The organism is Streptomyces xinghaiensis S187, from assembly GCF_000220705.2.
GTDB lineage: Bacteria > Actinomycetota > Actinomycetes > Streptomycetales > Streptomycetaceae > Streptomyces > Streptomyces xinghaiensis.
Genome location: NZ_CP023202.1, coordinates 2,964,405 through 2,981,841, shown reverse-complemented (window position 1 = coordinate 2,981,841; position 17,437 = coordinate 2,964,405). Strand labels below are relative to the sequence as shown.

The window sequence follows — 17,437 nt, the reverse complement described above, 5'->3', positions numbered from 1 at the left end:
TGAGTGGCCTGCTCAATGACACCGTGATGCGGTACCTCCTCGTCGCGATCGTCCTTCTCCCCCTGCTCGGCTCCGCCGCCGCCCTGCTCCCCGCGCCCCCCGGACTCAGGGGCCGCGACCCGGAACAGGCCGTGCTCCGCCACGGCGTCACCGTCACCGGCGCCGTCCTGCTGCTGTCCATCGCCCTGGCCGCGGGCTTCGACCGCGGTGACCCGGCGCGCATGCAGGCCACCACGGACGTCAGCTGGATCCCCGCCCTGGACACCCGGATCCACCTGGGCGTCGACGGCGTCTCGCTCCCCCTTCTCGTCCTGACCTCGCTGCTGACCTTCCTCTGCGCGGTCCACGCCTACTACCGCGGGCCCGGCGGAACCCCGGGCGCCTCCGCCGCTTCCTCTTCTTCTGCCAAGGGGTATGTGGCGCTGCTCCTCCTCCTGGAGGGCGGCACCCTCGCCACCTTCGCCGTCCTCGACCTCCTCCTCTTCTTCCTGGCCTTCGAGACCGTCCTCATCCCGATGTACTTCCTCATCGCCCGCTGGGGCGGCGAGGGCCGGGAACGGGCGGCCTGGAAGTTCATCCTCTACACGCTGCTCGGCTCCGTCGTGATGCTGCTCGGCCTCCTCCTCCTCGGTCTCCGCGGCGGCACGTTCGACATGGTGGCACTCGCCGCTGACAACGGGTCGTCGATCGGTCACACCACGCAACTGATCGCGGTCCTCGCCATCGGCATCGGCCTCGCCGTGAAGACCCCGATGTGGCCGCTGCACAGCTGGCTCCCCGACGCCCACACCGCCGCCCCCACCACCGGCTCCGTGCTCCTCGCCGGCGTCCTGCTGAAGATGGGCACCTACGGCTTCGTCCGCATCGCGCTGCCCATCGCCCCCGACGGGATGCTGACCCTCGCCCCGTATCTGGCCGCCTTCGCCGCCGCCGGCATCGTCTACGGGTCCCTCGCCTGCCTGGCCCTGGCGCGCAGCGGCGCGGGCGGCGACCTGAAACGCCTGATCGCCTACTCCTCCGTCGGCCACATGGGCTTCGTGCTGCTCGGCATCGCCACCCTCACCCCCACCGGCGTCAACGGCGCCCTGTTCGCCAACGTCGCCCACGGCCTGATCACCGGCCTCCTCTTCTTCCTCGTCGGCGCGGTCAAGGAGCGCTACGGCACCGCCGACCTGGACCGTCTCGCCGGTGTCTCCGGGGGCGCCCTCTACGGCCGCGCCCCCCGCCTCGGCGGGCTGCTCGCCTTCGCCGCCGTCGCCTCCCTCGGTCTCCCCGGACTCGCGGGATTCTGGGGCGAGATGCTGACCCTCTTCGGGGCCTTCCGGCCCGCCGAGGGCCTGAGCCGCCCCGCCTTCCTCGTCTTCATGTCGGCGGGGGCCCTCGGCACCCTGCTCACCGCCGCGTATCTGCTCGTCGTCGTCCGCCGCGTCTGCATGGGCGACGGACCCGACGGCGGCGAGGCCGCACCCGCCGTGTTCACCGATGTCCGCGGCCACGAGTTCGCCGCCTGGACCCCGCTCGTCGTCCTCACCGTCCTCGCCGGCCTCTGGCCCGCCGTCCTCCTCGGCCTGACCGATCCGGCCGTGCAGACGCTCCTGACCGGAGGCAGCCGATGACCTCCCTCGTCCAGTCCGTCGACTGGCTCGCGATCGCCCCGCCCGCCATCGCCGCCGGTGCCGCCCTGGTGGTGCTCGTCGCCGACCTCTTCCTCCCCGAGCGCCGCAAGCCGCTGCTCGGCGCCCTCGCGCTCGGGGGCCTCGTCCTCGCGGTGCTGTCGCTGCTGCCGCTGCTCGACGGCGACCGGCGCACCTTCTGCCTCACGACCGCGCCGGACACCTGCAGTTACGCGGCCGACCCGTTCGCGCTCGCCATCCAGTTCCTCGTGCTGGGCGGGGCGCTGCTGACGGCCCTGCTGTCCGTGCACACCGTCCGGGACCTCGGCCTCCCCGCCGGCGAGTACTGGTTCCTGCTGCTCGCCTCGGCCGCCGGTGCCGCCCTGCTGCCCGCCTCGCGCGATCTGGCGACGCTGGTCGTCGCCCTGGAGGTCGCCTCCCTGCCCGCCTTCGCCCTCGTCGGCCTGCGCCGCGGGAGCCGGCTCTCCTCGGAGGCGGCGCTCAAGTTCTTCCTGTCGTCCGTGGCCGCCACCGCCGTCATGCTGCTCGGCGTGAGCTTCGTGTACGCGGCCACCGGAGCGATGCACCTTTCGCGGGTCGCGGACGGCCTCGACGCGGTGCCCGCACAGCTGTCCACCCTCGCCACCGCGGGTGTCGCCCTCACCCTCGTCGGCTTCGCCTTCAAGACGGCCGCCGCGCCCTTCCACTTCTGGGTGCCCGACACCTACGTGGGTGCGCCGGTGCCCGTCGCGGGCTATCTGTCGGTGGTCGGCAAGGCGGCCGGGTTCTCCGGGCTGATCCTGGTGGCCGTACTGGCGTTCCCCTCGCACGCGGAGGTCTGGGGACCGGTCGTCGCCGTGCTCGCCGCGCTCACCATGACGGCCGGCAACGCGGCCGCGCTGCGCCAGAACCCCGGCCGCGCACACAGCGCCGTCCGCCTGCTGGCCTGGTCGTCCGTCGGCCAGGCCGGTTACCTCCTGGTGCCGATCGCCGCCGCCGCGTACACGGACGACCCGAACGACGCCATCGGCACCACCGTCGCCTACGCCCTGATGTACGCGGTGGTGAACCTCGGTGCCTTCGGCGTCACCGCCCTGGTCGCCCGCGCGCATCCGGAGGGCCGGATCACCGACTTCCGGGGCCTGTGGGCCGCCCGCCCGCTGTCCGCGCTCTCCCTGGGCTTCTTCCTGCTCGCCCTCGCGGGGCTGCCGCCGGGGATCATCGGGCTCTTCGCCAAGGTGGCGGTCTTCTCGGCGGCGGTCGAGGCCGGGCTCGGCTGGCTCGCGGTCGTCATGGCCGTGAACGTCGTGATCGCGCTCTACTACTACCTCCGCTGGACGGCGGTCCTCTTCCGCGCCCCCGCCCCGGAGCCGGCCGCGGAGCCGGTTCCGGCCGGGGCTCCGGGGGGTACGGCGGCGACGGCCGCCGCGGCGGCCGCGAAGCCTGCTGCCGGTGGACCCGCGAACACCCCCACCCCGGCCACCGCTTCCGTCGCCGCACCGGCCGTCACACCGGCCCGGCCGTCGAGGGCCCCGGCTCCCCTCGCCGCCGCCATCGGCCTCGCCGCCGTCCTGGGCGTCGTTCTCTCCGGCGCACCGCAGCTCGTCCTGCGCTTCGCCACCGCCGCCCTGCTGTGAGCTGACGCGGGCCCGCCGCGCCCCGCCCGGGCACCGGCAGGCGGGCGGGACGCGCCGGTTGCCGCACGGCCCCCCGCCCGGGCCGCGCAGGGCAGCAGCGCGGGCCACCGGTCGCCACGCCGCCGGACCCGGCAGGCCAGACCCGCAGACCCGGCGGCCGTACGGCCCGCTCCACAGCGCGTCCGGCAGCGGCGGTGCAGGGCTCTCCGCACGCATGGTCACCGGGCCGTCCTCCCTGCTCCCCCGGGGCGCACGCCGGAGCGCGCTCCCCGCGGTCACGGGCCCGGCGAGCCGCGGTCCCGGGCGGCCGGACGCCCCCGCGCTCGCCCCGCGGTGCCCGTGCACCCCCGCGACCACCTGGGAACTCACCACCCCCGCCCGGCGTTGACCGGGAAGGACAGGGGCCACTGGAAGGTGGAGCACAGAGCGGCAAGTTCCCCACCACAGCACCAGGAGGGCGTACCGTGCACCGCCGGCACAACGGGCTGAAGACCGCCGTACTCCTCGGCGCACTGTCGGCACTGATCATCGCCATTGGTGGCCTCTTCGGCCGTACGGGCCTCGCCGTCGCGGTGCTCGTGGCGCTCGGTACCAACGCCTACGCGTACTGGAACAGCGACAAGCTCGCCCTGCGCGCGATGCGGGCCCGGCCCGTGAGCGAGTTCGAGGCCCCGCAGCTCTACCGCATCGTCCGTGAACTCTCCACCGCCGCACGGCAGCCCATGCCGCGGCTCTACATCTCCCCGACCCAGGCACCGAACGCGTTTGCGACCGGCCGCAATCCGCGCCATGCGGCTGTCTGCTGCACCGACGGCATCCTCCGCATCCTCACCGAGCGCGAGCTGCGCGGCGTCCTCGGCCATGAGCTGAGCCACGTCTACAACCGCGACATCTTGATCTCCTCGGTCGCCGGTGCCCTCGCCTCCGTCGTGATGTTCCTGGTGAACTTCGCCTGGCTGATCCCGTTCGGCCGCACCGACGACGACGAGGGCCCCGGCCTCTTCGGCTTCCTGCTGATCATGCTGCTGGGCCCGCTCGCGGCCTTCCTCATCCAGCTCGCGGTCAGCCGGTCCCGCGAGTACGAGGCCGACGCGTCGGGCGCCGGGATGACCGGTGACCCGCTGGCCCTGGCCAGCGCCCTCCGCAAGCTCGACGCGGGGACGAAGCAGCTGCCGCTGCCGCCCGAACCGCGCCTGGAGACGGCGAGCCACATGATGATCGTCAACCCGTTCCGCCCCGGCACGGTGTCGAAACTCTTCTCGACCCATCCGCCGATGGCCGAGCGCGTGGCCCGGCTGGAGCGCATGGCGGGCGGCCGCTGACGGGCCACCCGCCCCGCGCGCCCCGCGCGCCCGGAAGCCGTCACCACCTCCCGAGGCGGCACACCGGAAGCCGGAGGCGGGAACCGCGAAGACGCTCACCCCGCAATCCGGCCCGGACCCGGGCGGCACCGGCCCCCTCCCCGCGCGTACCGGTGAACCGGTGCCCGGCCCCGGGAACGCCCTGGGCCGGGCCCCGGGCCTGCCCGGGGAGCCGCGCGTCCAGATCCCGGAGACCCCGGCTCTCTGCCCGGAGCGCGGGCAACCCCCGGGCGCCTGGACCGGGACGCCGGAACCGCAACGGCGGCCGGCGCCCGGCTCCGCCCAGCGGCCGTGCCACCGCAACCGGCCAGGTGAGGGCCGTCGCCGGAGTCCTGCGGAGTACCGCGGCGGCTTGCGGCCCGCCGGGACGCGAGGACAGCCGGCGGGCCGGGCCCGGCGGCGAACGGGCACGACCGGCTGCCCCGCCGCGAAGGGCCGCCCCTTTTTCCCGGGATGACCCCGGCGTACGATCCCGAAATGCGCCGCGCCGCCCCGTAACTCCGTACCGGCCGTGAGGGACGGGGCCGCGAGAGGCGCGCCCCGTACTCCGCGCCGCGGCCGTGCTGCCGGCACCGGTTCCGGGTCGCCCCTTCCCCGTCCCGCTCCACCGCGACCGTCACCGCCACCGCCACCGAAGGAAGTTCCAGCCGATGACCCTGATACGGCGGCTCACCCGCTTGTCCCGCGCCGCCCGCCCCGCGGCCTCCGCGCCACCGCCCGCCCCGGCCTCCGCCGCCGGCCGCCCGGAACCGGGACGGCGACGGGCCTCCTCCGTCCCCGGGCTCCGGGGCGGCGGACTGCTCGCCGCCGCCACCGCGGCCGTCCTGTTCGGTGCCTCCGGCGCGGCCGCCGCCGACTGCGCGGACGGAGCGGACAGCGGCAAGTCCGGCCGGGGCGCGACCTATTACGTCTCCCTCGGTGACTCCCTCGCCTCCGGCTACCAGCCGGATGCCGGCAAGGACACGGACGTCGCCTACACCGACAAGCTGTTCGAGACCCTCAAGAAGAGCAACCCCGGTCTCGAACACATACGCCTCGGCTGCTCCGGGGAGACCACCGAGACGTTCATCGGCGGCGGCAAGTGCGACTACCCCGACGCGGCCTCCCAGCTCGACGCCGCCCTCCAGGCCCTGTACGAGCACAAGGGCAGCGTCGCGTACGTGACGATCGACATCGGCGCCAACGACATCAGGGCCTGCTCCGGCGACACCGGCGCCATCGACCCCGTCTGCATGGCCGAGGCGTCCCGGACCATCGGCACCAACCTCACCGAGATCACCGGCAAGCTCCGCGAGGCCGGTTCGGCGAGCACCCAGTACGCGGGCATGACGTACTACAACCCGTTCCTGGCCGCCTGGCTCCTCGGCGAGTCCGGGCAGCAGACCGCCAAGAGCTCGGCCGCCGTCGTCAAGGCGGGCAACGAGGCCATCGCCGGGGTCTACCGCACCGCCGACTACAAGGTCGCCGATGTGGCCGCCGCCTTCAACTCGGACGACTTCGACACCCGCGTCGAACTGCCCGGCATGGGATCGGTGCCCGCCAACGTCGCCAAGATCTGCGAGCTGACCTGGCAGTGCACCCATCAGGACATCCACGCCAACGCCGCCGGCCACGAGCTGATCGCCGCCACCTTCGCCGAGGTCCTGCCGCGGACCGCGCCCGGCGACGACTGCACGGCCCCGGGCGGGACCCCGTCGGCGGAGCCCTCCGGGGACGGCAACGCCCCGGGCACCGAGACGGACGGCAAGAAGCCCGCCCCGGACGGCACCGACGACGGCAAGGGCAGCGGCGACGACGGTGACGACAAGGCCGGGACGGCCGGTTCCGGCGAGGGCTCCGGGTCCGCGCCCAAGGGCGGCCTCGCCACCACGGGCTCGGGCACCACCCCGATCGTCGCGGGAGCGGCCGCGCTGGTGCTGGCGGCCGGTGCCGGCACGGTCTTCGCGGTACGCCGCCGCGGCGGCCGGACCGCCGGCAGCGGACCGACGGAGTCGCAGGCCGGATGAACGCCAACGCGGCGGTCCCGCCCGTCGCATGACGTGTGGGGGCGCGTTCGCCCACCCAGTGAGCGCGCCGTGGGCGCCCGTGCACCGCGCGGGCGCCCTCCGTACGCGCCCCCGCGGTCGTGCCCGCCGTGGGCACCGGCCGGGCAGGAACCGAGCGGGGACCGAGCACAAGAGCGGCACTCCTGGCAGGCTGGAGGGGTGAAGACACTCCTGAACCTGATCTGGCTCGTGCTCTCCGGCTTCTGGCTGGCCCTCGCCTATGTGCTGGCGGGGCTCATCTGCTTCGTCCTGATCATCACGATCCCGTTCGGCATCGCGTCATTCCGGATCGCGGGCTACGCCCTGTGGCCGTTCGGCAAGACGACCGTCGAGCGGCGCGACGCGGGTGCGGGCTCGCTGATCGGCAACGTCCTCTGGATCATCTTCGCGGGCTGGTGGCTCGCCCTCGGGCACATCGTCACGGGCCTGGCCCTCTGCGTGACGATCATCGGTATCCCGTTCGGTATCGCCAACTTCAAGATGATCCCGATCTCCCTGATGCCGCTCGGCCGCGAGATCGTCCCCTCGGACCGCCCGTTCGCCACCCGCTGAGGCGGCGGCCGCCGAAGCGGTGACGCGCGGCCGCCCGTATCACCGGCCCGGACCCGCCGCCCGGCTCCCGGCGTTTCCGGTCGGCGGGGCGGCGGCTCACCTGCCGGAGCCACCGGAAGCCGGAGATTCCGGAGCATCACCCGAAGCGCCGGGAGAACGGGCCGAACCGCCAGGAGAACCGGCCGGACCCGCGCCGGCCAGCCCGTCCCCCGGCGCCTGGAGCAGCCGCGGCGAGGCCACGAACCCGTGCCGGCGGTACGCCGGGACCGCCCGGGAGCTGGAGTGCACCGTCACCCGCTCCAGCCCGGCCTCCCGCGCCAGCTCCCGCACGGCGTCGATGAGCAGCCCGCCCAGACCGCGGTCCCGCTCCGCCGGTACGACGTACACGCACTGCACATCGCCGGACGCACGTGCCGGCGCCCGCGGGCTCGGCACCCGCCGTACGACCGCCAGCCACGCCATCCCGATGACCTCCGTGCCGCGCAGCACGACCAGACAGCGGTGCGACCCGGCGTTCTCCCGCGCCCAGCCCACGAAGTACCGCAGGAATTCCTCGCGCGTGGTGACGGGCGTCCCCCCGTTCTCCAGCACCCATTCCCACCGCAGCGCGGCGACGGCCGCCAACTCCTCGCCCCGGGCCTCCCGGACGGCGACGCCGCCGGGAGGGCCGTCCGCCGCCGCGCCGGGACGACCGCCCGCCGTGCCGCGGGCCAAGTCGTGCACGCCGTCCGCCGGGGTGTCGTCCATGCTGTCCATGCCCGTCATTCTGACGCGCCGTCGGGGCCCGTCCACGGGCCTCACCAGCCACGGAACCCTCGCACACCCCCTGCCGGGGGTTCAGGGTCCCGACAAGGGTTTTCCCCGTATCGGGTCCGCGAGCCCGAACCTACGCTCGGAGAACCGGTCACCGCCTCCCCCTCTGTGGTGACCCGGTCCGGCTGGTCCCCCGCGCTCCGCGATCCCGTCTCCACCCCAACTCCCCAACGGGACACGGGATCGCGGCCCGTGGATCACGATGCGGCGACGCAACGGCGCGCGAAGGCGGTGGACGTGTCATGCGGTCGACAGTGCACGGCGGAGCACCCGTCGGACTACCCGGAGCCCCCGTGGGACGCTCGGAGCTCCTCGACCGGCTCCACCAGACCCTGCGCAGCCACGGCCGCGCCGTGCTCACCGGCGCACCCGGAGCCGGCCGGTCGGCGGTCCTGGACGCCGTCGCCGCGACCGCCGAGTCGCGCGGCGAGACCGTGCTGCGCCTGGCCCCGGCCGAACGCGACCGTACGGTGGCCGGCGCCGCCGCCACCGCACTCCTCGCCGCCATCCCGACCGCGGCACTCGCCCCCCTGCCCGGCATGTCGTTCCGCGCGGGCCCCGGCAGCCTGCCCGCCCTCGGCGCGAGCCCGGCCCTCGGCGCGGTCCCCGGAACCGGCCTCCGCCCCGGCAGCGGTACCCAACGCGGTGCCGCCGCAGCCGGAACCGCCCGCACCGCCCCCCGTACCGGCGGCGGCCGGAGCAGCCGGGGCACCCGTACCGCCGGAGCCCGCCGCACCACTACTGGCGCGGGCACCGGCCGGGCCCGCGGGAACGGCCCGCTCGGCGCCGCACCCGCCGCCTCCGTCCCGGCGCTGCTCCGCAGACTGGCGGGGGAGTGGCCGGTGCTCCTCGTCATCGACGACGCCCAGTGGCTGGACGAGGAGAGCGTGCTCCTGCTCCGCTCCGTCCTGCACCCGGGCGCCGGGACCGTACCGGCGGAGCTGCGCCTGCTGGTCGCCGAACGCACCGCGCCCGGCGACCCGCGCGAACCCGTCGCCCATGCCCTCTGCGGCGCCACCCCCCGGGACACCCTCCCCGTGCCGCCGCTCGACCCCGCCTCGACCGCCGAACTCCTCGCCCGCCACCGGCTGCCGCGCCGGCTGACCGACGCCGTGCACCGCGCCTCCGGCGGCAACCCGGCCCGCGCCCTGGCCGTCGCCCGCACCCTGACCGCCACCCCGCCCGCGGAACTCGCCGCGGGCTGACCCCGGCGTGCCCGCCGTCCATGACCCGCGAGCGACGCCGGAACGCGAACGGAAGCCCGTCACGGCCCGGACGTACGTAGGCACGTAGGTACGTAGGTAGGTCACCCGAGCACACAACGAGGGCAGTGCGTCGGACGGCGATTCCGACGTACTGCCCTCGCTGTGCCGCAGCCGACCGCGCGGACGCGGACCTCAGGTCACGGGGCTCACCGGTAGTTCACGAACTGCACCGCGAAGTCCAGGTCCGCGCCCTTGATGAGCTGCTGCACCGCCTGCAGGTCGTCCCGGCTCTTGGACGACACCCGCAGCTCGTCGCCCTGCACCTGCGCCTTGACGCCCTTGGGGCCCTCGTCGCGGATCATCTTCGCGACCTTCTTCGCGTTCTCCTGGGAGATGCCCTCCTGGATGGTCGCGAAGATCTTGTACTCCTTGCCGGAGAGCTGCGGCTCCCCGGCGTCCAGCGCCTTGAGCGAGATCCCGCGCTTGACCAGCTTGGACTGGAAGACGTCCAGGATCGCCTTGACCCGGTCCTCCGAGTTCGCCTGCATCAGGATCTTCTCGCCCGACCACTCGATCGACGCGCCGACGTTCCTGAAGTCGTAGCGCTGCGAGATCTCCTTGGAGGCCTGGTTGAGAGCGTTGTCGACCTCCTGCCGCTCGACCTTCGAGACGATGTCGAAACTGGAGTCGGCCATCGTGAGTTGGCTCCTCATCCCTAGATCATCCGGTACCGCGGAACCATCCCGGTCCGCAGCGCCCAGCCTAGCCATCCGATCCATGATCCAACCGCGATCAACAGGGTGGCGGACCACCCTGGTTCATCGGGTATGGTTTACGACGTTGCCACCGAGCACCGCCACCGAGCGGGACGGCGGCGGCACCTCCTAGGCGGTGTGCCCGAGCGGCCAAAGGGAGCAGACTGTAAATCTGCCGGCTCAGCCTTCCCAGGTTCGAATCCTGGCGCCGCCACAGGAACAGAAGAAGGGCCCCCGGTCCGCGAGTACGCGGACCGGGGGCCTTCTCCGTGCCGTGGTTCGCGGCCCTTCCCCCGTCCCGCTCAGTCCGGCGCGGCGGCCTTCACCGCCTCCGCCACCGGAACCGTGCCGCTGATCAGTTCCAGCGTCCTGCCGATGGTGCCCGGCTCGTCCAGCAGCGCGGCCAGCACCGCCGCCACGTCGTCCCGCGGCACCGCGTCCCGCCCGGTGCGCTCGGCGAGCGTGACCAGCCCCGTCCCCGGATCGTCGGTGAGCCGGCCGGGCCGCAGGATCGTCCAGTCCAGCTCGGTACGCGCCCGTACGGCCGCGTCCGCCGCGCCCTTGGCCCGCAGATAGGCGGCGAAGACCGGGTCGGTGTCCGGCGGTGGTTCGCTGTCGGCGCCCATCGACGAAACGACGAGCAAGCGCCGCACCCCGGCCCGCTCGGCCGCCTCGGCGAAGAGCTCCGCGGCCGCCCGGTCCACGGTCTCCTTCCGGGCGACGCCGCTGCCCGGTCCGGCGCCGGCCGCGAAAACGGCCGCGTCGGCGCCCTGCAGATGGGCCGCGACCTCCTCGGTGATGGCCGACTCCAGGTCGCACAGCACGGGTTCGGCCCCCGCTTCCCGCAGGTCGTCACCCTGCTCGCGGTTGCGGATGAGGCCCGCGACCTCGTCACCGCGCCCGGCGAGCAACCGCTCCAGCCGCAGCGCGATCCGACCGTGTCCTCCAGCGATGACAATGCGCATGGTCCCGACCGTACGCCGAGGGCGCGAGCCGCAGACAGAGGGCGCGCTGGTCATGCCCTGCGCCGGCCTGAACCGCCGTCATACCGGAGGGCCCGCTTCCGCCACGTCAACAGAGCCACCGCCTAGGGAACTTCGCCCCCCGGCCCCTGCCGCGCCTGCCGGGGCAGGTCGAGCGCGGCCACCGTCTCCGAGTCGCAGTACTCGCGCACCGCGCTGGTACGCGCCACGATCCGCCCCCCGTGCACCACGATCCGGCTGTACGCCAGCGACAGCGCCCCGGCCACGCTCTCCCCGCGCACCGCCAGCAACTCCGCCGGGAAGCCGGCCTCCAGCCGCACCGGCCGCAGCCCCATCACGGCCCGCGCCCGGTCACTGACCGCCGCGTACGCCGCCTCCGGGCTCTCCCCGCCCTGCGTGGCCAGCAGATACGCGGCCTCCAGCGGATCGCCGCGCCCCACCGGATTGGCCGCGTCCCGCAGCGCCCCGCTGCCCGCGGCCACCCGCACCCCCGCCGCCCGCAGCAGCCGCACCGGAGCGGCCGCGGGCGCCGGCGGTCCCGGGCGCACCGCTCCGTCGCACTCCATGGCCGCGCAGTCCCCCTGCGGCAGCAGGACGACGGAGACGCCCGCGGCCGCGAGCCGGTCGGCGGCCCGGCGCGCGTCCGGCCGGGGGAGCAGGGAGAGCCCCGCGCACGGTCCGATGGACACCCCGGGCCGCAGCCCGCCGGCCATCGCCGCCAGCCGCGCCAGCCGGGCCGGGTCGTCACCCTCCGTGTGCAGGTCCACGGGGCACCCGTGCTCCGCCGCCACCCCGAGCACGGCCTCGACGTAGCCGGAGGGGTCCGGGTCGAGATCCGGACAGCCGCCGACGACCGCCGCGCCCATCTTGACCGCGTCCCGCAGCATCGCCAGCCCGTCCGCGCCCGCGGCCCCGGTCAGCACCCGCGGTACGGCGACGGTCGTCAGTTCGGTCAGCCCGGTGAGCGCCCGCCGTGCCTGGAGCGCCCCCTCCAGTGCGCGCAGCCCGTGCACCCCGCCGACGCGGACGTGCGCCCGGAGGGCGGTGGCGCCGTGACCGAGATGGAGCAGTGCGGCCTCGGTGGTCCGGCGCTGCACGTCGTCGGCGCCGTGCGGGGCGGGGCCGTCCCCGCCGGCGGTGAGCGCGGTGTCGGTGTGGGCGTGCGGTTCGGCCGGCGCCGGGAGCAGGAGATAGCCGCTGAGGTCGATCCGGGCGGGCTCGCCCGCGCGGCCCCCGGGGCGCTCCCCGCCCGGGGCGGACCGGGTGAGGCTGCCGGCCGTGCCGACCGCCTCGATGTGCCCGCCGCTGATCCGGACGTCGACGTTCCGGCCGTCGGGGAGCCGGGCGCCGGACAGGACGAGCGCGGACGGCTCCGGAGCGCTCTCGCTGCCGGAGGGCTGCGGTCGGCTGCTGTCGGGCATCGCGCTCCTGCGGGCTTCTGCGGGCGGTTCCGTCCCGGGTTCCGGGAGAAAGATCACGAAGCGTGAACCGAGCCTAGGCCGCCTCCACGGCGGTCACGAGCAGGAGCGCAATAGTCGTACCGGTGGGGTCGCGGGCACGCGTGGGAGGGGAGTGCCGGACGGTGAGCGGCGGGCCGGGCGGGGGCCGATACGGATTTCACCTTCGGCCGTTCAGCGTGTAATGTCTTCATCGCTCGCCCCAATAGCTCAGTCGGCAGAGCGTCTCCATGGTAAGGAGAAGGTCTACGGTTCGATTCCGTATTGGGGCTCTGGTGTGGGAACAATCCGTCCGCCGGGCGGGTTGTCCGACATCGAAGCGGTGTAGCTCAGTCGGTAGAGCAAGCGGCTCATAATCGCTGTGTCACCGGTTCAAGTCCGGTCACCGCTACGAACAGTAGCCGATTGCAGGCTAAGTCCTTCGATCGGCTACTCTTTCTGCGTTCATCCACTGTTCGTCCAAGGAGCACTCACGTGGCTGCCACCGACGTCCGCCCGAAGATCACGCTGGCCTGCGTGGAGTGCAAGGAGCGGAACTACATCACCAAGAAGAACCGGCGTAACAACCCGGACCGACTGGAGATGAAGAAGCACTGCCCGCGCTGCAACGCGCACACCGCGCACCGCGAGACGCGATAACAACAGGCTCGTCCATGAGGCCGTCCCCACCCGGGGGCGGCCTCGTGGCGTTGCCGGAACCACCGGAACCACCGGGTCCGCCAGGCGGCCGGGCCGGTCACCCGGGACCGTCCGGCAGCCCGATCAGCATCAGCCCCGAGCAGGAGGTGCCGAGCAGATGGCGCTCGACCAGTCCTTCGTCGGCCGGGCGTACCCGCCCACCGCGCCGTACGAAGTCGGACGCGAGAAGATCCGCGAGTTCGCCGAGGCCATCGGCGACCCGAACCCGGCCTACACCGAGCCGGACGCGGCCAGGGCGCTCGGCCACCCGGATGTGATCGCCCCGCCGACCTTCGTGTTCTCGCTCACCTACCGGGCGGCCGGACAGGTGGTCGACGACCCCCAGCTCGGCCTCGACTACAGCCGGGTGGTCCACCGCGACCAGCGGTTCGTCTACAGCCGCCCGGTGCGCGCCGGCGACCGGCTCTCCGTCACCACCACCATCGACGAGGTCAAGACCCTCGCCGGGAACGACATCGTCGACATCCGCGGTGACGTGCACGACGCCGCCGGTGAACACGTCGTCACCGCCCACACCAAGATCGTGTCGCGCGCACCGGAGGGGAACTGACATGGCGGCCGTCATCTCCTACGACGAGGTCGAGCCCGGCACGGAGCTGCCCTCCCGGAGCTTCCCGGTCACCCGTGCCGACCTCGTGCGCTACGCGGGCGCGTCCGGCGACTTCAACCCGATCCACTGGAACGAGCGCTTCGCGAAGAGCGTCGGCCTGGAGGACGTCATCGCGCACGGCATGTTCACCATGGCCGAAGCGGTCCGCGTCGTCACCGACTGGGCGGGCGACCCGGCGGCGGTGGTCGAGTACGGGGTGCGCTTCACCAAGCCGGTGGTGGTCCCGGACGACGACAAGGGCGCCGTGATCGAGGTCTCGGCGAAGGTCGCGGCGAAGCTGGGCGAGGACACCCGCAGGGTCCGGGTCGACCTGACCGCGACGAGCGCGGGCGAGAAGGTCCTGGGCATGTCCCGGGCTGTGGTCCAGCTGACCTGACGGGCTACGGAGCGGGGCGACGCCCCGCACCCGGCCGGGCCCGCACCCGGCCGGGCCCGCACCCGGCCGGGCCCGCACCCGGCCGGGCCCGCACCCGGCCGGGCTCGAATCCCGGGGTGTCCGGACCACCCGGCGCCGCGGAAGTGCGGCCCGGAACCTTCCGACCCGGCCCCGCCGGCCCGGAGCCCCCCGCCCGTCCCCTTCTCCGCTCCGGAGAAACGGGTGGGTGGGAGGGAAAACACCCGCGCGCAGCGCGAAACGGCGCCGCACCCGGCACAGAAGCGAACCCCGCGACCGGTGGAACCCCGCGACCGGAGAACCCCGCGCCGGAGGCGGCCCCGTACGCTGGGCCCGTGCAGGTACTCCACGACGCCCCGCTGGCCCCGCTCACCACCTTCCGCCTCGGCGGCCCGGCCAACCGCCTGGTCACCGCGGTGACGGACGAGGAGGTCGTCGAGGCCGTCCGCGAAGCCGACGCCGCCGGCACCCCGCTGCTCCTCATCGGCGGCGGCAGCAACCTTGTCATCTCCGACAAGGGGTTCGACGGCACGGTCCTGCGGATCGCGACCCGCGGCGTCGACCTCGCCGGCACCCGCCTCGAACTGGCCGCCGGCGAGAACTGGTCCGAGGCCGTGGCCCGGACCGTCGAGGCGGGCCTGGCGGGTGTCGAGTGCCTCGCCGGCATCCCCGGCTCCGCCGGCGCGACGCCGATCCAGAACGTCGGCGCGTACGGCCAGGAGGTCGCCACCACCATCACCGAGGTGGTGGCCTACGACCGGGTGTCCGGCGAGACGGTCACCATCCCCAACGCGGACTGCGGCTTCTCCTACCGCCACAGCCGCTTCAAGTCCGACCCCGACCGCCATGTCGTCCTGCGGGTCCGCTTCGCACTGGAAGATGCCGGCGGCCTGTCGGCGCCCCTGAAGTACGCCGAGACGGCCCGCGCCCTGGGCGTCGAGCCGGGCGAGCGCGTCGCCGCCTCCGCCGCGCGCGAGACCGTCCTCGCACTCCGGGCCGGCAAGGGCATGGTGCTGGACCCGGAGGACCACGACACCTGGTCCGCGGGGTCCTTCTTCACCAACCCCGTCCTGGACGCCGGCGAGCACGCCGCCTTCCTGGCCCGCGTCGCCGAACGCCTCGGCCCCGGCACCGAGCCGCCCGCGTACCCGGCGGGCGACGGGCGGATGAAGACCTCCGCCGCCTGGCTCATCGACAAGGCCGGCTTCACCAAGGGCTACGGCACCGGCCCGGCCCGCATCTCCGGCAAGCACACCCTGGCGCTCACCAACCGCGGCGAGGCGACGACCGAGGATCTGCTCGCCCTGGCCCGGGAGGTCCGCGACGGTGTGCGCGAGGCCTTCGGGGTGACCCTCGTCAACGAGCCGGTGACGGTGGGCGTCAGCCTCTAGAACGCCCGCGCCACCGGGCTCGGCAGACGCAAGCCGCCACGACGCCCGGCAACCGGCAGCCGATACCCGCCGGCCGGCCCGCGGCGCACCTGGACACCTCCGCCCGGCCCGCCTACTCGGCTGCCAGCCAGTCGTCGATGCCGCTCATCATCTGCTTGCGCACATCCTCCGGCGCCTGCGAAGCCCGCACCGACTGCCGTGCCAGCTCGGCCAGTTCGGCATCACTGAACCCCAGCACGGACCGCACCAGCGCGTACTGGTCCGCCAGCCGCGACCCGAACAGCAGCGGGTCGTCGGCGCCCAGCGCCACCGGCACCCCCGCGTCGAACAACGTCCGCAGCGGCACGTCCTCCGCCTTCTCGTAGACACCGAGCGCCACATTGGACGCCGGGCAGACCTCGCAGGCCACCCCCCGTTCGGCCAGCCGTTCCAGCAGCCGCGGGTCCTCCGCGGCCCGCACCCCGTGCCCCACCCGGTCGGCGTGCAGATCGTCCAGGCAGTCCCGTACGCTGCCGGGCCCCGACAGCTCACCCCCGTGCGGGGCGGCGATCAGCCCGCCGGCCCGGGCGATGGCGAACGCCCGGTCGAAGTCCCGGGCGAATCCGCGCCGCTCGTCGTTCGACAGCCCGAAACCGATCACCCCGCGGTCCGCGTACCGCACCGCCAGCCGCGCCAGGGTGCGCGCGTCCAGCGGATGCCTCACGCGGTTCGCGGCGACGAGCACCCGCATCCCGACCCCCGTCTCCCGCGACGCGGTGTCCACCGCGTCCAGGATGATCTCCATGGTGGGGATGAGCCCGCCGAGGCGGGGCGCGTACGAGGTCGGATCGACCTGGATCTCCAGCCAGCCGGAACCGTCCCGCGCGTCCTCCTGCGCGGCCTCGCGCACCAGCCGCTGGATGTCCTCGGCGGTCCGCAGGCACGACCGGGCGATGTCGTAGAGCCGCTGGAACCGGAACCAGCCCCGCTCGTCCGTCGCCCGCAGCTGGGGTGGCTCGCCGCCGCTCAGCGCCTCCGGCAGGTGCACCCCGTGCTTGTCGGCGAGTTCGAGCAGTGTGGCGGGCCGCATCGACCCGGTGAAGTGCAGATGCAGATGGGCCTTCGGCAGCAGCCGGACATCACGCGCGGCGGTGCGGGGGAGCGGGGGATTCCCGTGGTGGTACGGCGACATTCCAAAATCCTGCCGTATGACCCGCCCGCCACGGTAGAGGATTCGGAATCCCCCTCCCCGGACCTCCTCGCCCCCCGGCACGGGTGGAGGGCCGCGGCCGGTCCCCCGTGGCCGCCGGAACCGGTACCTGTTCGACGCCCGGCCGCAGAACACGTACACTCACTGGGCGTTGGCCCTCACGGCCGCTCCGGTCACGCCCACTCCATGGGGCGTCCCGGATGCGGTAGGTTGGGGGGACAAAGGGTCGTAGCTCAATTGGTAGAGCACTGGTCTCCAAAACCAGCGGTTGGGGGTTCAAGTCCCTCCGGCCCTGCTACACGCATCTTCGCCAGGATGTGTGCGCAGGTACGTACGACAACGCACCGCCGTGCGGCTCCACCGGGCGCGGCACGGCCACGACCCGGATTCAGGTGAGGACGAGTGACGGACGCCCTGGGCTCCATCGACACGCCTGAGAGCGGTCGGTCCGACGGCGAGACGGACGAGCAGAAGAAGGTCCGGCGCGGCGGCAAGCGCGGCAAGAAGGGCCCGCTGGGCCGGCTCGCGCTCTTCTACCGGCAGATCGTGGCCGAGCTGCGGAAGGTCGTCTGGCCGACCCGCAACCAGCTCACGACCTACACCACCGTGGTGATCATCTTCGTCGTCATCATGATTGCCCTGGTGACTGTGATTGACTTTGGATTCGCCGAAGCCGTCAAGTACGTCTTCGGCTGATCCCGCGTCGGCGTCGCTCTCGGCGCCCCACGACGCA

The 17,437-nt window shown here is 73.8% G+C and carries 16 protein-coding genes and 4 tRNA genes; 15 read left to right on the top strand and 5 right to left on the bottom strand.

Features of this window, described 5'->3' with window-relative positions; all coding sequences use genetic code 11:
- Positions 1–26: 26 nt before the first annotated feature.
- From SXIN_RS12710 to SXIN_RS12690, 5 genes are all read left to right on the top strand, one after another.
- Complete coding sequence (locus tag SXIN_RS12710; protein WP_039824746.1) at positions 27–1,616, top strand: complex I subunit 4 family protein; 1,590 nt, start codon at positions 27–29, stop codon at positions 1,614–1,616.
- Positions 1,613–3,250 (top strand): NADH-quinone oxidoreductase subunit N, encoded by a 1,638-nt coding sequence (locus SXIN_RS12705; protein WP_095757000.1) that lies wholly within the window; start codon positions 1,613–1,615, stop codon positions 3,248–3,250. The genes SXIN_RS12710 and SXIN_RS12705 overlap by 4 nt, the downstream gene beginning before the upstream one ends.
- 464 nt (positions 3,251–3,714) lie before the next feature.
- Positions 3,715–4,572, top strand: coding sequence for a zinc metalloprotease HtpX (htpX, locus tag SXIN_RS12700; protein WP_095756999.1), 858 nt, complete (start codon positions 3,715–3,717; stop codon positions 4,570–4,572).
- Between the two features lie 689 nt (positions 4,573–5,261).
- A complete protein-coding gene (locus SXIN_RS12695) occupies positions 5,262–6,617 on the top strand; it encodes an SGNH/GDSL hydrolase family protein (RefSeq protein WP_095756998.1) in 1,356 nt (451 codons plus the stop codon).
- A gap of 198 nt (positions 6,618–6,815) precedes the next feature.
- Positions 6,816–7,208, top strand: coding sequence for a YccF domain-containing protein (locus SXIN_RS12690; RefSeq protein ID WP_019707798.1), 393 nt, complete (start codon positions 6,816–6,818; stop codon positions 7,206–7,208).
- Positions 7,209–7,304: 96 nt separating this feature from the next.
- Here the strand turns inward: SXIN_RS12690 and SXIN_RS12685 are convergent, their stop codons facing one another.
- On the bottom strand, positions 7,305–7,964 hold the full coding sequence (locus tag SXIN_RS12685; protein WP_019707799.1) for a GNAT family N-acetyltransferase: 660 nt from the start codon (positions 7,962–7,964) through the stop codon (positions 7,305–7,307).
- A gap of 350 nt (positions 7,965–8,314) precedes the next feature.
- Here SXIN_RS12685 and SXIN_RS12680 point away from each other — a divergent pair, with 350 nt between their 5' ends.
- Positions 8,315–9,226 carry an AAA family ATPase gene (locus tag SXIN_RS12680; protein ID WP_157916284.1) on the top strand — a complete coding sequence of 304 codons (912 nt, stop codon included), beginning with the start codon at positions 8,315–8,317 and terminating at the stop codon, positions 9,224–9,226.
- Positions 9,227–9,432: 206 nt separating this feature from the next.
- Here the strand turns inward: SXIN_RS12680 and SXIN_RS12675 are convergent, their stop codons facing one another.
- Positions 9,433–9,921: a YajQ family cyclic di-GMP-binding protein gene (locus SXIN_RS12675; protein ID WP_019707800.1), complete on the bottom strand. Its 489-nt coding sequence runs from the start codon at positions 9,919–9,921 to the stop codon at positions 9,433–9,435.
- 192 nt (positions 9,922–10,113) lie between these two features.
- Here SXIN_RS12675 and SXIN_RS12670 point away from each other — a divergent pair.
- Positions 10,114–10,195: transfer RNA gene (locus SXIN_RS12670), tRNA-Tyr, on the top strand.
- A gap of 88 nt (positions 10,196–10,283) precedes the next feature.
- On the opposite strand, the gene SXIN_RS12665 is transcribed toward SXIN_RS12670, so the two are convergent.
- Both SXIN_RS12665 and SXIN_RS12660 read right to left on the bottom strand, forming a co-directional pair.
- A complete protein-coding gene (locus SXIN_RS12665) occupies positions 10,284–10,946 on the bottom strand; it encodes an NAD(P)H-binding protein (RefSeq protein WP_039820591.1) in 663 nt (220 codons plus the stop codon).
- 122 nt (positions 10,947–11,068) lie between these two features.
- On the bottom strand, positions 11,069–12,385 hold the full coding sequence (locus tag SXIN_RS12660; protein WP_095756996.1) for an amidohydrolase family protein: 1,317 nt from the start codon (positions 12,383–12,385) through the stop codon (positions 11,069–11,071).
- 235 nt (positions 12,386–12,620) lie between these two features.
- Between SXIN_RS12660 and SXIN_RS12655 the strand changes: the two genes are divergently transcribed.
- The 6 genes from SXIN_RS12655 (at position 12,621) to SXIN_RS12630 (ending at position 15,515) form a co-directional block, all read left to right on the top strand.
- Positions 12,621–12,693 (top strand) — tRNA-Thr (locus SXIN_RS12655).
- Between the two features lie 46 nt (positions 12,694–12,739).
- A tRNA-Met gene (locus tag SXIN_RS12650) sits at positions 12,740–12,812 on the top strand.
- A gap of 83 nt (positions 12,813–12,895) precedes the next feature.
- Entirely contained in the window at positions 12,896–13,060 is a 165-nt protein-coding gene (gene rpmG, locus SXIN_RS12645; RefSeq protein WP_003948671.1) for a 50S ribosomal protein L33, read from the top strand.
- A 157-nt stretch (positions 13,061–13,217) separates the two neighbouring features.
- Entirely contained in the window at positions 13,218–13,670 is a 453-nt protein-coding gene (locus tag SXIN_RS12640; RefSeq protein WP_019707803.1) for a MaoC family dehydratase N-terminal domain-containing protein, read from the top strand.
- A 1-nt stretch (position 13,671) separates the two neighbouring features.
- Positions 13,672–14,106 (top strand): MaoC family dehydratase, encoded by a 435-nt coding sequence (locus SXIN_RS12635; RefSeq protein ID WP_019707804.1) that lies wholly within the window; start codon positions 13,672–13,674, stop codon positions 14,104–14,106.
- 353 nt (positions 14,107–14,459) lie between these two features.
- A complete protein-coding gene (locus SXIN_RS12630) occupies positions 14,460–15,515 on the top strand; it encodes a UDP-N-acetylmuramate dehydrogenase (protein ID WP_019707805.1) in 1,056 nt (351 codons plus the stop codon).
- A 112-nt stretch (positions 15,516–15,627) separates the two neighbouring features.
- Here the strand turns inward: SXIN_RS12630 and SXIN_RS12625 are convergent, their stop codons facing one another.
- Positions 15,628–16,686: an adenosine deaminase gene (locus SXIN_RS12625; RefSeq protein WP_019707806.1), complete on the bottom strand. Its 1,059-nt coding sequence runs from the start codon at positions 16,684–16,686 to the stop codon at positions 15,628–15,630.
- 240 nt (positions 16,687–16,926) lie between these two features.
- On the opposite strand from SXIN_RS12625, the gene SXIN_RS12620 reads away from it, so the two are divergent.
- Together SXIN_RS12620 and secE are read left to right on the top strand one after the other, a co-directional pair.
- Positions 16,927–16,999, top strand: a tRNA-Trp gene (locus tag SXIN_RS12620).
- Positions 17,000–17,106: 107 nt separating this feature from the next.
- A complete protein-coding gene (gene secE, locus SXIN_RS12615; protein WP_019707807.1) occupies positions 17,107–17,400 on the top strand; it encodes a preprotein translocase subunit SecE in 294 nt (97 codons plus the stop codon).
- Positions 17,401–17,437 lie beyond the last annotated feature (37 nt).